The 16,510-nt window shown below is 57.3% G+C and carries 16 protein-coding genes; 5 read left to right on the top strand and 11 right to left on the bottom strand.

Annotated elements, in window-relative coordinates:
• Positions 1–6: 6 nt before the first annotated feature.
• Together ACR0CR_RS16290 and ACR0CR_RS16285 are read right to left on the bottom strand one after the other, a co-directional pair.
• Entirely contained in the window at positions 7–429 is a 423-nt protein-coding gene (locus ACR0CR_RS16290; protein ID WP_480601267.1) for a MaoC family dehydratase, read from the bottom strand.
• A 44-nt stretch (positions 430–473) separates the two neighbouring features.
• On the bottom strand, positions 474–1,490 hold the full coding sequence (locus ACR0CR_RS16285) for an aldo/keto reductase (protein WP_480601036.1): 1,017 nt from the start codon (positions 1,488–1,490) through the stop codon (positions 474–476).
• Positions 1,491–1,665: 175 nt separating this feature from the next.
• Between ACR0CR_RS16285 and ACR0CR_RS16280 the strand changes: the two genes are divergently transcribed.
• Genes ACR0CR_RS16280 through ACR0CR_RS16265 form a run of 4 tightly spaced genes read left to right on the top strand, consistent with a single transcriptional unit; the run spans position 1,666 to position 5,601 of the window.
• On the top strand, positions 1,666–2,811 hold the full coding sequence (locus ACR0CR_RS16280; protein WP_480601034.1) for an acyl-CoA dehydrogenase family protein: 1,146 nt from the start codon (positions 1,666–1,668) through the stop codon (positions 2,809–2,811).
• A complete protein-coding gene (locus tag ACR0CR_RS16275) occupies positions 2,808–3,578 on the top strand; it encodes a 3-ketoacyl-ACP reductase (protein ID WP_480601032.1) in 771 nt (256 codons plus the stop codon). Before ACR0CR_RS16280 ends, ACR0CR_RS16275 begins: the two co-directional genes overlap by 4 nt.
• A 9-nt stretch (positions 3,579–3,587) precedes the next feature.
• Positions 3,588–4,736, top strand: a complete 1,149-nt coding sequence (locus ACR0CR_RS16270) for a dihydrodipicolinate synthase family protein (protein WP_480601030.1) — start codon at positions 3,588–3,590, stop codon at positions 4,734–4,736.
• A 4-nt stretch (positions 4,737–4,740) separates the two neighbouring features.
• Positions 4,741–5,601 (top strand): sugar phosphate isomerase/epimerase family protein, encoded by an 861-nt coding sequence (locus ACR0CR_RS16265; protein WP_480601028.1) that lies wholly within the window; start codon positions 4,741–4,743, stop codon positions 5,599–5,601.
• Positions 5,602–5,610: 9 nt separating this feature from the next.
• On the opposite strand, the gene ACR0CR_RS16260 is transcribed toward ACR0CR_RS16265, so the two are convergent.
• Genes ACR0CR_RS16260 through ACR0CR_RS16250 form a run of 3 tightly spaced genes read right to left on the bottom strand, consistent with a single transcriptional unit; the run spans position 5,611 to position 8,288 of the window.
• The gene (locus ACR0CR_RS16260; protein ID WP_480601026.1) at positions 5,611–5,922 is read right to left on the bottom strand and encodes a Dabb family protein; all 312 of its coding nucleotides are present in this window, start codon (positions 5,920–5,922) and stop codon (positions 5,611–5,613) included.
• Positions 5,923–5,943: 21 nt separating this feature from the next.
• Entirely contained in the window at positions 5,944–6,711 is a 768-nt protein-coding gene (locus tag ACR0CR_RS16255; RefSeq protein WP_480601023.1) for an enoyl-CoA hydratase/isomerase family protein, read from the bottom strand.
• Entirely contained in the window at positions 6,708–8,288 is a 1,581-nt protein-coding gene (locus tag ACR0CR_RS16250) for an acyl CoA:acetate/3-ketoacid CoA transferase (protein WP_480601021.1), read from the bottom strand. Before ACR0CR_RS16250 ends, ACR0CR_RS16255 begins: the two co-directional genes overlap by 4 nt.
• 145 nt (positions 8,289–8,433) lie before the next feature.
• Between ACR0CR_RS16250 and ACR0CR_RS16245 the strand changes: the two genes are divergently transcribed.
• On the top strand, positions 8,434–9,252 hold the full coding sequence (locus ACR0CR_RS16245) for an aldo/keto reductase (RefSeq protein ID WP_480601019.1): 819 nt from the start codon (positions 8,434–8,436) through the stop codon (positions 9,250–9,252).
• Between the two features lie 52 nt (positions 9,253–9,304).
• On the opposite strand, the gene ACR0CR_RS16240 is transcribed toward ACR0CR_RS16245, so the two are convergent.
• The 6 genes from ACR0CR_RS16240 to ACR0CR_RS16215 are packed head-to-tail and all read right to left on the bottom strand — an operon-like array spanning position 9,305 to position 16,509.
• Positions 9,305–10,909 carry a GMC family oxidoreductase gene (locus ACR0CR_RS16240; protein WP_480601017.1) on the bottom strand — a complete coding sequence of 535 codons (1,605 nt, stop codon included), beginning with the start codon at positions 10,907–10,909 and terminating at the stop codon, positions 9,305–9,307.
• Complete coding sequence (locus ACR0CR_RS16235; protein WP_480601015.1) at positions 10,906–12,408, bottom strand: aldehyde dehydrogenase family protein; 1,503 nt, start codon at positions 12,406–12,408, stop codon at positions 10,906–10,908. The genes ACR0CR_RS16240 and ACR0CR_RS16235 overlap by 4 nt, the downstream gene beginning before the upstream one ends.
• Positions 12,409–12,435: 27 nt before the next feature.
• Positions 12,436–12,993 carry a hypothetical protein gene (locus ACR0CR_RS16230; protein ID WP_480601013.1) on the bottom strand — a complete coding sequence of 186 codons (558 nt, stop codon included), beginning with the start codon at positions 12,991–12,993 and terminating at the stop codon, positions 12,436–12,438.
• Between the two features lie 21 nt (positions 12,994–13,014).
• The gene (locus ACR0CR_RS16225) at positions 13,015–14,052 is read right to left on the bottom strand and encodes a zinc-dependent alcohol dehydrogenase (RefSeq protein WP_480601012.1); all 1,038 of its coding nucleotides are present in this window, start codon (positions 14,050–14,052) and stop codon (positions 13,015–13,017) included.
• Complete coding sequence (locus ACR0CR_RS16220; protein WP_480601010.1) at positions 14,049–14,990, bottom strand: ABC transporter permease; 942 nt, start codon at positions 14,988–14,990, stop codon at positions 14,049–14,051. The genes ACR0CR_RS16225 and ACR0CR_RS16220 overlap by 4 nt, the downstream gene beginning before the upstream one ends.
• Before the next feature lie 10 nt (positions 14,991–15,000).
• On the bottom strand, positions 15,001–16,509 hold the full coding sequence (locus tag ACR0CR_RS16215; RefSeq protein WP_480601007.1) for a sugar ABC transporter ATP-binding protein: 1,509 nt from the start codon (positions 16,507–16,509) through the stop codon (positions 15,001–15,003).
• Position 16,510: the final 1 nt, after the last annotated feature.

The following is a 16,510-nucleotide window of genomic DNA, read 5'->3' as shown; positions in this document are numbered from 1 at the left end:
CCCTCGTCAGCCCAGTTGAAGTTGCATGTCAAATATCAACTTATTGGTTCCGTGCTGGACCCTCAGATCATCCTGATTGAAAACATCAAAATGAAACTCAATGATCCCGCACTTTCCCGATGACGTTATGCGTTTTGAGACAACGATCAGTTCAGCCCGGATAATGTCACCTGCGTAGACAGGTTTTTCAAAGCGCCAATCCCACCCCAGCGAAGCCAGACCATCGGGTTTTGCACGAGCCTGAAACTTGAGCCCATCCACCACTGACAACACCAAAAGGCCGTGGGCTACACGAGCCTTGAAACCCCGCTGACGAGCGGCCGCATCGTCGAGATGAAGCTCATATTCATCCCCGGTCAGTGCGGCAAAAGCTGCAATTCGGTCCGCAGAAATCTCTGCGGATCCAGTTTTCATGACATCCCCGACCATTAGGTCGTTGTAACCGTATTTTCCTGCTGGCAGGACAGCTGGCTTCATTTCGGAACTGGGGAGTCTTCGCGCAGAAGCCCCTTGGCCTTCAGGTCAGCCCAGAACTCTGCTGGAATGTCATAGCTGAACCAGTTGAGATTCTGATCCAGTTGCTCGACGGTGCGGGTCCCGGCCAAGAAACTCGGAACTGCCGGGTGTGCGACAACGAATTGCAGTGCAGCTGCGGGCAGCGGCACATTGTATTCCGCGCAAACGGCTTCGATCCTGGTGACTTTTTCCATGATCTCGGCTGGTGCCGGGGCATAATTGTACTTGGCCCCCTCCTTCGCGCCGGTCGCCAGAATGCCGGAATTGAAACCGCCACCAACAACAACAGCCGCCCCGCGCTCTTCACAAAGCGGTAGGAACTTGTCCAGCGCATCCTGCTCCAACAGAGTATAGCGCCCCGCCAGCAGAAAGCAGTCAAAATCGCGCTGCTCTAGTGCGGCGTGGCAGACTTCCCACTCGTTCACACCAACACCGATGGCTTTGACAACGCCCTGATCACGCAGGCTCTCCAGCGCTTTCCACGCACCATCCATGGCTTGATTGAACACTTCGGGCTGGTCGTTGCCGCGCGTGAAAACATCGATGTCGTGAATGAAACAGATATCCATCCGCTCCAGTGCCATACGATGCAAGCTGTCCTCGAATGATCGCATGACGCCGTCGTAAGAGTAATCAAAGTGCATCGTGAACGGCGCAGCATTTGTCCAAGGTTCAAAATTGATGTCCTGGCGTCGGGCAGGCTTAAGCACGCGACCAACTTTGGACGAAAGGACGAAATCATCACGGTTTTTCCAGCGCATGCTATGACCAGTCCGCATTTCCGAAAGCCCATGGCCGTACATCGGTGCCGTGTCAAAATACCGGACACCCTTGTCCCAAGCATGCTGGATCATCGCATCCGACGTTTCTTCGTCGATTTCGCGAAAGATATTGCCGATTGGCGCGGTGCCAAAGCCAAAGGCGGTCACCTCAAGATCGACCCTGCCAAACTTGTTTTTTGCATTCGGATTCATGCAAGCCTCCCATTGACAAACCGGAACCAGGATAGTGGCCGGATTGCAAATCTCTGTTGCCAATTAAGTAACTGTTTGGTTATTTATCTTAGTTTTCCCACCCGATCAAGCCACTTGACGAAGGTGGGCACAGCGACGTATTAGTAACTGACTGGTTACATCTTGGGACGCAGCTATGTTTCTGACGGAAACCCACATTCAAGTCCGTGAAATGACCCGGCAGTTCGCAGAGGATGTCATCCGCCCCGCAGCGGAAGAACTGGACCGCGACTCGCGTTTTCCTGCTGAAATCTATGACCAGATGGCCGAGCTTGGTCTGTTTGGCATTGGCGTTCCCGAAGATCTTGGCGGCCCAGGATTCGACACCGTAACCTATGCGCTGGTGATGGAAGAGCTGTCCCGCGGCTACGCTTCGATCGCAGATCAATGCGGCCTGCTTGAGCTGGTGACAACCTTGCTGGTACGCCACGGAACGGCGGAACAGAAACAGAAATGGTTGGGTGATCTGTTGGCCGCCAAATTGCGGCCAGCCTATTGCATTACCGAACCTGAAGCAGGCACCGACGTGTCGAGCATCCGGACAACGGCTGTACGCGATGGTGATAACTGGCTTCTGAACGGCGGAAAAATCTGGATTCACAACGCCCCCGTTGCTGATCTGGGCTTTGTTCTGGCCCGGACAGACCCAGAGGCAGCGCATCGCGGTATGTCCATCTTTGTGGTCGACCTGCACGCCGTAGGCGTTTCGCGTGGCCCGAAAGAGCTCAAAATGGGCCAGCGGGCCAGTCAGGTTGGGCCGTTGTCATTTGACGATGTACGCCTGCCCGCCGACGCATTGCTAGGCACCGAAGGGCGCGGTTTTCACATGATGATGAGCGTTCTCGACAAGGGTCGGGTCGGAATCGCGGCCCTAGCGGTTGGAATTGGTCAGGCAGGCCTAGAAGCCGCCACCGACTATGCGCAGCAGCGCAAACAATTCAACAAACCTATCTCGGACTTTCAGGGGGTTCAGTGGTTGTTGGCCGACATCGCCAAGGATGTCGAGGCAGCCCGGCTTCTGGTTCACTCTGCCGCCTACAAGATCGATACCGGGCAAGATGCGACCAAGGCGTGTTCGATTGCCAAGTGCTTTGCCGGAGATATGGCGGTTCAGCGCTCTTCGGATGCTGTTCAGGTATTTGGCGGGTCTGGGTATATCCGCGGATTCGAGGTTGAACGACTGTATCGAGATGCAAAGATCACCCAGATTTATGAAGGCACAAACCAGATTCAGCGTATGATCATAGCTCGAGAATTGCTGACAAAAGGGGCAGCGACATGAGCATTCGTGCAGCACTTGTAACCGGATCGTCCCGTGGGATAGGCCTAGCGGCGGCCGTGGCTTTGGCGCGCGAAGGTTTTGCCATCGCGGTCAACGGTCCCCTATTGGACGATGAACTGAGCGAAGCCTCGGGCAAAATCGGCGAAATCGGCGTTCCGGTTGTCGCCGCCGCTTTTGACGTTTCAGACACTGCCATCCACGATGAGCAATTAGCAGCCATTGAGGCCGAGATCGGGCCCCTCACGACGCTGGTAAACAACGCCGGCGTCGGCGTGATGCAGCGCGGAGATCTGCTGGACGTGTCGGAAGAAAGCTATGACCGCTGCATGTCCGTGAACACAAAGGCGATGTTTTTCCTGTCGCAAGCTTTTGCCAGACGCCTTCTGGCGCGCGATCGGGACGCGGCGACCTTTCATAGCATAGTCAACGTGACCTCGTCGAACGCGGTGGCTGTTGCCGCACCTCGGGCAGAGTATTGCGCCTCCAAAGCAGCGGCCGCGATGATTTCCAAGACATTTGCCGTTCGGCTCGGCCCCGAGAATATCGCGGTTTACGACGTACAACCGGGTCTGATCGCCACCGACATGACTGCGCCGGTGATTGAGCAATATGACCGGCGCGCCAAGGACGGGCTGACCCTATTCCCCCGCGTGGGTCAGCCTGACGAGATGGGTACAATCATCGCCTCTCTGGCCAGCGGCAAATTTCCCTATACAACCGGACAGGCAATTTCGGCGGATGCCGGCATGCTTGTTCCCCGTTTCTGAGGTCACCCGATGAAGATCAAGCTTCCCGACGCCACAGGCAAAATGCAAGACCACACATTGGTCGGAACACCTGTCGCGCCCTCGAAGCTGACACCCAATTCTGCCCGCGTTTTGTATTCCGCCGCGCATGTCGTGGTCGATCCCTTTGGCGATCACGACCCAACCGGCCCCGCCCATTTGGATTGGGGCAAGACGATGGAGTTCCGTCACTATCTTGCCGGTATGGGTATGGGCATCGCAGAGGCGATGGACACCGCTCAGCGTGGCATGGGATTGGACTGGACCGGCGCTCTGGAACTGATCCGCCGCACCAAGGAAGAACTACCGGATGCGTTGGTCGCCAATGGCTGCGGCACCGATCATCTGGACCCTGCCGATGCTCGTACTCTGGACGATGTGCGCCGCGCCTATCTTGAGCAGGTCGATGCCATCCAGAAGGTGGGTGGACGCCTGATCCTGATGGCCTCGCGCGCGCTGGCGAAGGTTGCCAAAGGCCCCGAAGACTACTTCGCCGTATACCGCGATGTTCTGGCCGCCTGCGATCACCCGGTGATCTTGCACTGGCTGGGGGAGATGTTCGACCCGCAGTTGGCAGGCTATTGGGGATCGGACAGCTTCGAGGTCGCGCTGGAAACTGCCCTTGCGATCATCGAGGAAAATGCCGCCAAAGTGGAAGGCATCAAGATCTCTCTTCTGGCAGCGGAAAAAGAGATCGTCATGCGCCGTCGATTGCCTGACGGCGTCAAAATGTATACGGGCGATGACTTCAACTATCCCGAACTGATCGAAGGCGACGAAAGGGGCTATTCCCACGCCTTGCTAGGTATCTTTGACCCACTGGCACCGGCCGCGGCTTATGCGGTCAGCAAACTCAGCGCGGGCGATGCCAAATCCTTCCGCGCAACTCTGGACCCGACGGTGCCGCTGGCACGCCATATCTTTCGCGCGCCGACGCAATACTACAAAACCGGGGTGGTGTTTCTGGCCTGGCTCAACGGCTTTCAGGACCATTTCATCATGCTGAACGGTGCGCAGGCAACGCGGTCTCTGCCCTATTTCACCGACTGCTTCAAAATGGCGGATGAATGTGGTTTGCTGCGCGACCCGGATCTGGCGGTTCAACGGATGGGCAATCTGCTGAAGCTGTACGGGGTCTGAGCAGATGCGAGACTTTTCGCAGGACCATTCCGCGCTGGCCCTGAATACAGCGACCCTTGGTCACAATCTTGAAGGCCATGGCGCTGGATGGTCCCCCGAGCGCGTCATCGACGCCTGCGCCGTGCGCGGGTTTGGCGGCATCACCTTCTGGCGGCGCGAGCTGGACGGGCGCGAGGCCGAGATCGGGCAACGCGTTCGCGAAGCGGGAATGCAGGTCGTGGGTCTGTGCCGAACACCTTTTCTGACCGGCCCTCTGGCGTTGCCCACTGATAAAGAGATCATGGATGATTTCCACCTGTCCATCGATCAGGCTGCGGAATTGGGGACCTCGGTGCTGACCATCGTCACTGGTGGCCCGGAACCGGGCACCAAGGGTGTTCTGGAAAGCCAGAAAATCTTGACCGACCGCGTGGCCCGCGCGGCCCCCTTTGCGGCAGAGCGCGGCGTCCACCTGGCGTTGGAGCCGCTCAATCCTGCGACTGCAGGCAACCGGACCTGCCTGATGACCGCCGCAGATGCGTTGAATGTCTGCGACGCGGTGGAGGCGCCGAATGTGGGCGTTGCCATCGATGTCTATCATGTCTGGTGGGACACGTCGTTGGCCGACACACTGGCGCAGCGCGCCAACGGCCGAATTCTGGGGTATCACCTTTGCGATTGGTTGGCTGATACCACTGATATCCTATTGGATCGCGGGATGATGGGTGACGGGGTTGCGGATTTGCCAACCCTTCGCGCGGCAGTCGAGGCCGCCGGGTACAGCGGCCTTTGCGAGGTCGAAATCTTCTCAGCTGGCAACTGGTGGAAGCGCGATCCGAATGAAGTCCTGGATGTGATCGTCGAACGCTTCAGAACCTGCTGTTAGAGACTGCGATCAAACCTCGACATCACAGACGAATACGCCATCCGCACCGCCTACGGTTTTTGCGACAATGCGTCCGCCGATTTCCTGATGCACCGGATCAATCAGATACGCGTCACGAACCGCTGCATCGCGGAAGTCGAACCAGAACATGTCGTTGAAGCCTCGGATCAGATCGGTCTCAACCGAAACGTTCTTGCGGTGCTGAAAATCCAAGATACCGTCTATGTGATCGCCAAGATCGGCCAAGTCATTGTACAGTCGTTCTTTTTCGTCGTCAGAGACGTTGTCCTCGAAACGAAGGTGAACAAGGTGACGTATCATCGGATGTCCTTTCGAAACTGGTTACCAGAAATCAGCTTTCTTGCGATCTTTGAACGCGGCGAGACCAGTTTTTAGTTCGGGCTGCACAGCGGCAACCCGGCCAGCGAGCGCCTCAAATATGCGCTCACGCTCCTCGCCTTCGGCGGCATTGATCAGCATTTTGACAAGCTCAGTCGCCACCGGCCCGCGATGGCGCATGCGACGGGAAAGATCTTCGGCGGCGTCCAAACCCTGCCCATTTTCGACAACCTGATCGACAATCCCGGCGGCCAGCGCTTCCTGCGCTGAAAGCTGTTCGCCAAACAAGGCCATGCGCCGCACAAGCTGCGCGCCGAACCGCCGGACCACACGCTGCGTGCCGGACCATCCGGGAATGATCCCTAGCGCGGGCTCGGGCTGTCCGATCCGGATGTGGGATTCTGCAATGCGATAATCTGCACAGGCCGCCAATTCCAGCCCACCGCCCAGAACATGCCCGTTCAGGACAGCGATAACCGGCTGGCGCAGCCGTGTCAGCGCGTCCAGAGCCTGATGCCCGTCACGCAACCAATGGCGGCCAAATTCATCCGCCGACCGGCTGGACCAGGCCTCGATATCACCCCCTGCGCAAAATGCCTTGCCGACCCCGGTCAGAATGACAAGATGCGTGTCATCGGCATGTTCGATCCGACGGCACATGGACAACAATTCGTCCATCATCGGCTCGTCAATCGCATTCAACCGATCAGGGCGATTGAGCGTCAACCGCGCGATCCCGTTTTCGATGTCCAGCAGAAGGTGCTCCATCATGCTGTCTGCAATTGCAGGCCCATCGGGGCCGGATCAAACAGTTCTTTAGCCATCGTCACCAGCGTATCGGCGACCAACAACGGTGTCGCCGCCTGATTCAGAACGTCTTGCTGCAGATCCACGCCTGGCGCGATTTCGGTCACCATCAGGCCGCGTTCCGTGAGTTTGATCACACAGCGCTCGGTCACATAGGTCACGTCCTGCCCCTGCAGCCGGGCCCGCTTGCCCGAGAACGAGATCTGGTCGACCTCATCGACGAATTTGGCAACTTTTCCTTCCTGCAGGATATTCAACAAACCATCTTCAACGGTCATTTTTGCTCCGGCATTGAAATTGCCGGAGAACACGATCTTGCGCGCACGCGCGGTGATGTCCACAAAGCCACCTGCCCCCGCTGTTCTGTGGGGAATGGCAGACAGACGCGACACATTTACCGAGCCGTTCCTGTCGACTTCAAGAAATGACAGGAGCGAGGCGTCAAACCCGCCGGCCTGGAAATAGCAGAACTGGTGCGGAGACGGCACAAACGCCTCGGCATTGGCTGAACAGCCGAATTTGAAGTCGAGCAACGGCACACCGCCAACCGCACCTTGTTCGATCATCCATGTGACTGACCCATGCAGCCCCTCTTCGACAAGAATGCGGGGGACATTGGCCGAGATGCCAAATCCGATATTCACGGCCCAGCCGTCCTTCAGCTCTTGCGCAACCCGGCGGGCAATGACTTTGCCAACGTTAAATTCCGCCGTGCGGAAGCTGTCGATTGGACGGGTCAGTTCACCTGAAATTGCCGGATCGTACTCTGTCGCCGTAGTCTGCAACTGATCCGGGGCTTCGACAATCGCGTCGACCAGAATGCCGGGCACATGGACGTCGTGCGGGCGAATGCTGCCTGCCGCCGCAATCCGCTTGGCCTGCGCAATCACGACTCCGCCGTTATTGCGCGCAGCCAGCGCCATCTCCATCGCGCCCAGATAGGCCCCTTCATGTTCAAAGCTAAGATTGCCCTTTTCATCCGCCGTAGTGGCACGGATGATGGCAACGTTCGGAGCCATGGATCTAAAATACAGCCAGTCCTCGCCTTCGAATGCCATACGTTTTACAATGGGCTCGGCACGGGCCGCCGTGTTCATGGCGCAACCTTCGATGTCGGGATCGACAAATGTGTCCATACCCACTTTCGTCAACACACCCGGTCGTTTGGCCGCCGCTTCGCGAAGCATGTCAAAGATGATGCCCGAGGGCACATTATAGGCCCGCACCTGTTCACCCGTGATCATCTGCCAGATCAGCGGCGGTTCGGCATTGCTGGGCCCCGATGGGTATGACCCGCCAATGATCCGGGTCAAAAGGCCCGGCTTTGCAATGTGATCGACGCCTTTGGTGCCAAAGAAATCACCTGCCGCGATGGGGTGGATAGTCGTGAGATTGGTTGGCGCGCCTTCCTCATCAAAACGTTCACCCAACCCTTTGAGCACCGCATCGGGGCAGCACAGACCACTTGACGAATTCACCGCCACGGTCGCCCCGTCAGGCACCAGATTTGCTGCTTCGCGCGCCGTCATCTGCTTGCTCATGCGATCCTCACGAAAGTAACTAACTGGTTATATGTTATGCCCCGGCAACCGACCAAAATCAACCAGAATTAATCACACAGCAGAATTGACCTGACATCAAGTAACTAATAGGTTACTTACAGGGTTGATATCAGTGAGGACCGCTATGAATATCTACTTTCAGAAGACCTATCAGCGCACTTTTGGCACCTTTCCGCTGACCGAGACCGAACTCCGGGATGCCATGATGATCGCCGCAGAGACCGGATACCGTTCGTTCGACACCGCGCAAATGTACGGAAATGAAAGGGAAACCGGCGATGCATTAGCCGAGCTTGGCCTGGCCCGTGATGAGATCTGCGTCACCACCAAAGTCCATCCTGACAGTTTCAGCGAGGCGGCCTTTTTGCCCTCTGCTGAAGAAAGCCTCAAGAAACTGAAGCTGGACTATGTTGACGTGTTGCTTTTGCACTGGCCCCCTGTTGGTGGCGATATCGCACCATCCCTGAAGATGCTGGAACAAGCACACACAAAAGGTCTGGCCAAGAATATCGGTGTTTCGAATTACACGGCGCAGATGATGCGGGATGCAACCAAAATCATCGACACTCCTCTGGTAACGAACCAAGTCGAATTCCACCCGTTGCTGAATCAGGATACCTTGCTTGCGGCAGCCAGCGAAACCGGAATCCCTCTTTCGTCTTATTGTTCGGTTGCGCGTGGTGAAGTCTTCAAGAATCCGATCTTTGCCGAAATCGGCAAAGGCTATGGGAAGACCGCAGGACAGGTCGTGTTGCGGTGGATCCTGCAAAAAGGCGTTTCGATAAACACGATGTCCACCAAGCGCGCCAATATCCAAGCCAATTTCGACGTGATGGACTTTACCCTGTCCGGCATCGACATGGACCGGATCGATGCCTTGACCCATACCGGCTACAGGATCGTCACCGAAGATCTTGTGCCCTGGGCACCAGAATGGGACTGAAAAAAGCGGCGGTGCCCTTGGGGAACCGCCATTTCCGAAAGGCAAACCGGTTTCAGTGATTACCCCGGATCATATCCGACGCTTTTTCAGCCATCATGATCGTCGGCGCATTGGTGTTTGATCCAATCAGGCTGGGCATGGCCGAACTGTCGCAAATCCGCAGCCCGTCAACCCCGTGAACGCGCATCTGCGGATCGACCACCGCCATTGAATCCACACCCATTTTACAAGTGCATGTGGGGTGATAAGACGTGCGCCCATATTGCCGCGCATAGGCTTCGAAATCGGCCTGTGTCTTGACGCCATTATCCGGAAACCGGATCTGGCGGATGTATTTCTGCAGGCTGTTCTGGCGGAAGATCTCGACACTTTGTTGCACACCCTCGACCGAGGTTTTCAAATCATCCGGATGCCCAAGGAAATTGGGGTCAACCAGAGGCATATCTTCGACCCGGCTTGACCTCAGCCGCACGGTTCCACGCGCCTTGGGGCGTATTGTGTAGGAGTTCAGGGTGATGCCCGAGCTGCCCTTGGGAACACTTGGCACACCGGCTTCGGCACCTGCACCTGCCAGGAAATGAAATTGCAAATCGGGAACCGGGGCGGATGTGTCACCGTACCAGAACGCGCCGCCTTCTACTACGTTCGATGCTACCGGCCCCGAGCCAAACAGGTAATATTGAATCCCGGCCCACGCCGCCCAATGCGGTTTGTTATACTTGTCGAGGCTTTGATGCCCGTTCAACTCTGCCACGATGTCGATGCCGAAATGGTCATTCAGATTTTCGCCGACACCCGGCAGATCGTGTATGACCTCAATCCCATGCTCGCGCAGATGCGCAGCAGGGCCAACGCCCGACAGCATCATCAGCTTGGGCGTTCCGATGGCACCCGACGTCACCAAAACCTCTTGATCGACGGTCACCGTCTGAACCTGCCCACCCCTGTTGTATTCGACACCGGTCGCGCGTCCGCCTTCGATCAAAATGCGATGCACCTGGCATCCGGTTTCGACCGTGAGGTTCGACCGAGACAACGCTGGCTTCAGATAACCCACCGCAGCCGAACAGCGTTTCGCATTCCAGATCGTGGTCTGATAGACGCCTGCCCCTTCCTGAACCGACCCGTTAAAATCGGGGTTGTAGGGGATGCCCGCCTCTTGACAGGACCGCACAAAGGCATGCGTCATCTCCTGCGGCGCGGCGATATTCGACACGCCCAGAGGGCCTTCGGTTCCGTGCCATTCACCAGACAGGATAGCGTTGCGTTCCGACCGAACGAAGTACTTCTGGATCTCCTTGAACGACCAGCCTTCGCAGCCCTCTTCGTTGGCCCAGCGGTCATAATCCACAGGGTGGCCGCGGGTGAAGACTTCGGCGTTGATCGAACTGCCGCCACCGATGACCCGGCCCTGAGCATAGGGGATTTCGCGATTGTTGGCGTTCACCTGAGGCACGGTCGTGAACCCCCAAGTGTGCGGCCCGGCGGTCATCTTGGCGAACCCAACCGGCATATGGATCAGCGGGTGATTGTCATTGCCACCCGCTTCCAGCAACAATACCTGTGCTGTGCTGTCTTCACTGAGACGGCTGGCCAGAACGCAACCGGCCGAACCACCCCCGACAATCACATAGTCGTACCCGCTTTGCCCCATCATTCCACCCAATGCGTCCGCTTGCCAATCTCGACATGGATCGATTTGATCTGCGTATATTCCTCGACCCCGTGCATCCCAGCCTCGCGGCCCCATCCCGACGCCTTGAAGCCACCGATGGGCAGTTCCGGTCCTCCGGCCAACGTGGTGTTAACCCAGAAGCGGCCCGCCTGAACCCGGCGCGAGATGGTCAGAGCCTTGTCGATATTCTTGGTCCAGACACTGGCGGCCAGACCGTATTCCGTATCGTTGGCAATCGAGATCGCTTCGTCAATCGTATCGAACGGGATCACGCACAAGACTGGGCCAAAAATCTCTTCCCGGGCAATCACCATATCCGTGGTGACATCGGTGAAGACGACCGGATCTATATATTGCCCGCCGGATATCTTGGGTGTGGTCCCACCAGTCAGCAGGGTTGCACCCTCTTCCTGACCTTTGGCGATATAGGACAGGATCGTGCGATTCTGCGCGTCCGTAGTGATCGCGCCGGCCTGTGTACGCTCATCCAGCGGATCGCCGACGCGCACCTTACGCAGTTTGTCCGCCACCATTTCCGAGAATTTCCGCGCCACTGACCGCTCGACCAACAGCCGCGCGCCCGATACACAACATTGACCGGTATTGAAGGCGATGCCAAAGGCAACACCATCTGCGGCATCCTCAAGATCGGCATCCGCGAACACAATCTGCGGGTTCTTGCCACCAAGTTCCAACCCCAGTTTCTTGAAGTTGCTCTGGCCCGCAGCCGCAACCACCGACCGCCCCACAGCAGTCGAGCCGGTGAAAGACAGCATGTCGATATCCATATGCTCGGCCAACTTCTGGCCAATCACGCTACCTGATCCAGTGACCACATTGAATACCCCATCAGGCAGCCCTGCTTCGCTGAGGATTTCCGCAAGCAGTAGCGTCGTCGCGCTGGTCACCTCGGAAGGTTTGGCAACAATCGTACAGCCTGCGGCAAGAATATACGGCACCCGTTCACACAGGATCAGAAACGGAAAGTTCCAGGGCGTGATCAGACCGACAACACCCACGGGTTCACGGGCGACGATACCCATTGCCGCGTCGCCGCTGTTGTTAAAGCTTTCTCCGTGCAACGCGCGCGCCAGACCCGATGCAAACTCGAACATGCCAACGGTGCCCTGAACTTCGGCCCGCGCCTGACTGATCGGTTTTCCGTTTTCCAGCGTTTCCCAATAGGCGATCTCGTCCGTCCGCGCGCGGATCAGCTCGGCCGCTTTCAGCAAAACCGCCGCGCGGTCGGCCCCGGTCAGACCGCACCACCGGCGATCATCAAATGCCGTGCGGGCCGAGGCGACAATGACGTTCAGATCATCCTCGGTACAGCGCGAGATGCGCGTGACCGGCACGCCGTGTCCTGGCGAAGACCGTTCGAACACCTCGCGGTCTCCGGCGGGCACCCAATTGCCGTCCAGAAAAAAGCCAAACTCTCGCGGTTGGGACGGCGGCGTCAGAACGTGGCTACCTTGATCCATCTGATGTGCTCCATCTTGCGTTGCGACTCAGGCCGACGCATCCAGCCCGTCGCGAAAATCATTCCAACCGCCATCAACGGACGACGGCGCATCGTGCCATTGGTCAAGAACACCTCCGGTCACAGGGTCTTTGTCCGGGATCGGCAGCATCATGATCCGCTTGACAGCGGCCTGAAACATTTCGGGTGTCAGGAAAGCTTCCTGAATATTGTCCCAGTCGCGGCCTCCGGCATAGCCGCCGCACATCATGATGTCGTCCGAGCGTCCAACCATCTCATGGCTAACACCGGCGGGCATGACGATCACGTCACCGGCTTCAATCCGCACTCTGGTCCAGCCATTCACAGACAGGTTGAATTCCATCCAACCGGTCGCGCAGCCCAGGCATTCATGTGAGGTCGAATGGAAGTGAGGGTATTCGTAGACGCCCGGGTATTCCCAATTGTTCCCCCAGCCATTTGCACGGAACCGCGCCTTTACCGCGACCACCCCGCCACCGGGGATCGCACCGCGATGAATCAACAGCGGAAAGCGGCTGTTGGGGATCATGCCCTCCGGTTTCGACATATAGATCTCGACAGTCATGCTGAGTTCCTCCCGTTTTAACTAACGCGCCATAACAATCTGGGTTTTCAAATCCTGTGGCCGGTCCGGGAAGCTATCGAAAGCCTCCTGAATGCGATCCAGCGGGTAAGCGGCGCGCGTAAAAAGGTCAGTTTTGATCCGGCCATGCGTCAGCAACGTCAGAGCGTCATGCATGTCCTGCCCCATACCCGCGACAGACCCTTTGATCGAGTTTTCCTGCAGGATTGTCTGCAGGATATCGACGGGCAACGTCTCACCGGCCCCGGTCAGGCCGAAGGCCGCGATGTGGCCGCCTTTGCGGATCAATTGCATTGCCTGCTCATACAGCACAGGCAAGCCAACACTTTCGATGACGATATCCGCGCCGCGCCCGTCGGTATGGTGCAAAACCGTCTGTTTCAGCTTAGACGGATCGGAAACACCGACATCCGCTCCGTTCTGCAGGGCCATTTGTACGCGGTCTTCCGACACGTCGGCCACAATGATCGGAGCGGCACCAATTGCACGCAATAGCTGAACGTGCAGGTTACCGATCGGACCGGCGCCTAATACCACAACAGACTGACCAAAGGTAACATTTGCCTTGCGTGCGCAACGGGCAACGCAGGCCAGCGGTTCGGTCAATGCCAGAATATCAGCAGGGACATCATCAGAGGCGGGAATGACCAATCGTGCAGGAACCGAGATAAATTCGGCAAAAGCCCCATCCATTGATATGCCCATTTGCTTCATTTCAGGGCAATTCAGAATTTCGTTGCGCCTGCACCAATAACAGTTTCCGCACCCAATATTCATGTCCACCACTACCGGAGTCGCAACGGCAAGACCTGTCACATCTTCTCCGATCGCCGCGATGATACCTGTGAACTCGTGGCCCGGGATCATCGGCAGGTTTTCCGCCGCATAGTGGCCATTGAAGATATGCATGTCCGTGCCGCAAATCCCAACCCGCGATATCCGGACCAACACCTCGTCCCGTCCAGGCTCGGGGCGCGGCACGTCCCGCACTTCGAACTGCCCTGGCCTGATCAGGACTGCGGCTTTCATGGTCCCGGTCATTTCACGACCCTGAGTTTTGATCGGTCGATGGTCAATGCAATCGCCGCAATCAGGATCAGGCCAAAAACCATCTGCTGCCGGGTGGCATCCACCTCGAAATACAGCATCGAAGAACGGATCACCGCAACGATCAGCGTACCGATCAGAGTGTTGATGACCCCGCCGACACCGCCGGTCAGGGGCGTGCCGCCAACCAGAACCGCAACGATTGCAGGCAGCAGAAACCCGTTGGCCAGCGTGGGAGAACCACCGGACAATTTGACCGAGAACAGCAAGCCCGCAATCGCCGCAAGTCCACCGGACAAGGCAAATGCCATGATCTTGATCCGGTTGACATTAAGTCCCGAGGCGACAGCCGCAGGTTCACCCGCACCCACCGCCTTAAGAGCGCGTCCAAAGGTTGTTCGCGATTGCACGAACCACGCGCCCAGAACCAGGATCGCGGCAATGATCAATTCGCTGGGCAGACCGAAAATATTCCCAGTCATCCAGCCGAAGGTCGCATCCCTCAGTGTCGCGTCCATGAACAGGGCGCGCTGACCGGACAGGTATTGCGCCGTCGAGAACGCGATACCGCCAACAGCCAGCGTAGAAATGAAGGAAGGCACAAATAGCCGCGTCGTCACGTAGCCTGAGATGCTGCCCAGCACCACGCCCGACAGAATGCACAACAGCGCAGCGCCAATGCCAAAGGTTGGCAGAGCGATGGTGGCAACAACCGTCGTCATGTTCGCAATCGATTGCGCCGAAAGATCTATGCCGCCAATATAAATGGCAAACGTCATGCCAAGCGCCATGATGAACAACGGCACGATGTCTGCCATCATAGAGATCAGGTTCGCCGGTCGCAGGAAGTTCGAGTCCGCGGCACCGACCAACAGAACCAAAGCCAGCAACGTGATCCAGGGCAGATGGGGTTTGATGTGTTCAAAACTCATGGCGCGGGCCTCAGATCATGTGGTGAACAAGGTCGTATAGCGACGGCTTGTCCCCAGGGCTGCAATCATATCGTTTCTGCTCGGCACCGTCCTTCAGAACGATGATCGTGTGACTGAGGCCAATGGCCTCTTCCAGAGTATCCGCGACCAGAATGATGCCCACGCCGTCATCCGACATCTCGCGCACCATGTCATAGACATCTTCCTTGGCCCCAATATCCAAACCACGCGTGGGGTGATCCAGCAGGATGATATCCGATCCGGCCGAGCGCCACTTGGCCAGCACCACCTTTTGCTGATTGCCGCCGGACAGACCGCCGCAATCTTTGTAGACATCAGGGGTCTTGATCGCGAGACGGTCGATCCATTGTTTCGCAAGCGATTTCTCTGCACTGATCCGCAACACGCCCGAATTGGCATAGTTACCCATCTGGCTGAGCGTCATGTTTTCATAGACATTCATCCCCGCAACGATGCCTTCGACTTTGCGTTCGCGCGGGATGTAACCAACCCCGCAGGCCACACCCGCTTGCGCATTGAATTTGCCGACCGTCTGCCCCTTGATCGTCAGGCTGCCGGCTGAGGGTGTTTCAAGGCCGAAAACCGTGCGCAGGATCGCTTCGCGTCCGGAGCCTTCGGTTCCGACCAGACACAAAACCTCTCCGGGGCGCAAATCGAAGGAAATGCCGGAATACTTGCTGCTCAGCGAGACATCTTTGAAGGCGACCAACGGCTGGGCGTCGGCCTGATAGGGTTTTTGCTTCTGCTCGCGATAATACTCCTTGTCGACGTCGCGCCCGACCATCTTGTGCTGGATCGCATCCACTTTGGCATCGTCATGGGCGACAACATCCACAACCTCGCCGTCTTTCATCACGTAGATGCGGTCGGACAGGTCCAGAACCTCGTCCATGCGATGGCTGACAAAGATGAAGGACGCACGGTTGGTCAGTTCGCGCACCAGGGTGAAAAGTAGCTCGACCTCTTCCTTGGCCAGAACCGAGGTCGGCTCGTCCAGCAGAATGACCAGATCACCGTCGATCCGCTCCTCCAGCGTCAGAACCTTGGCGAGTTCGACCAGTTGGCGCTGTGCGAAGGACAGTTTCGATGTGGTCATACCTGGATCAATATCCAGCTTCACCTTGGCCAGTTGATTTCGCGCGGCATCAGCCATGGCTTTCCAGTTGATCACGCCATAGCTGACGAATTGCTGTTCGAACCCCAGAAAGATGTTCTCCATCACAGTCAGGTTGGTGATCAGGGATTGTTCCTGAAACACCATGCCGATGCCGTGATCCATCGCCTGACGCGGGTTCTGAAAGCGAACTTTGGTGCCGTCGATGGTGATGTCGCCGGCGTCAGGCTGATAAGCGCCATAGATGACCTTCATCAGGGTCGATTTTCCTGCGCCGTTTTCGCCGACCAGACCAACGATCTCGCCCCGTCCGATCTTGAAATCGACGGATTTCAGCGCGTGAACCCCGGGGAATTTCTTATCAACGTTAATAAGTTCGTACATC

This window comes from Ruegeria sp. AM2, from assembly GCF_056540685.1.
Note: the sequence above shows the minus strand (reverse complement) of the source record. Positions and strands in the feature narration are given on the sequence as shown.